1 protein-coding gene is annotated in these 477 nt (G+C 68.1%); it reads right to left on the reverse strand.

Annotated features, from left to right (window positions below; genetic code table 11):
- A partial coding sequence (locus AACY52_RS30610; protein WP_339561430.1) for a C-terminal helicase domain-containing protein occupies window positions 1-477 on the reverse strand: 477 nt, incomplete at both ends.

Below are 477 nucleotides of genomic sequence, written 5' to 3' on the forward strand. Positions count from 1 at the left end.
TCGGGCGTGCCGCATGCGTCGCCTTGGGCGGGGCGCGGTGACGGCCCGAGTCATCGCGACGTTCGAACGTGTCGGAACCTGCCGGGCGTGCCGCCTTGATGCGGGCGGCTTCGGCGGTGAAGCCTTCGGGAAGCTGCATCATCTCGGGCTTGACGCGCGTCAGCTTCTCGATGTCGCGCAGGTACGTCCGCTCATCATCCGCCACGAAGCTGATCGCGGTGCCCGATGCGCCGGCCCGCGCGGTGCGGCCGATGCGGTGGACATATTGCTCGGGCACGTTGGGCAGCTCGAAGTTGAAGACGTGGCTGACGCCCGACACGTCGATGCCGCGCGCGGCGATATCGGTCGCGACGAGCACCTTGGCCTTGCCCGACTTGAACTCGGCGAGCGCGCGCTCGCGTTGCGGCTGGCTCTTATTGCCGTGGATCGCGTTGGAGACGATGCCATTGGCACCGAGCAGCTTCACGACGCGGTCGG

The sequence above is a fragment of the Pseudomonas sp. EA_65y_Pfl1_P113 genome (genome assembly GCF_963970525.1).
GTDB lineage: Bacteria > Pseudomonadota > Gammaproteobacteria > Pseudomonadales > Pseudomonadaceae > Aquipseudomonas > Aquipseudomonas tritici.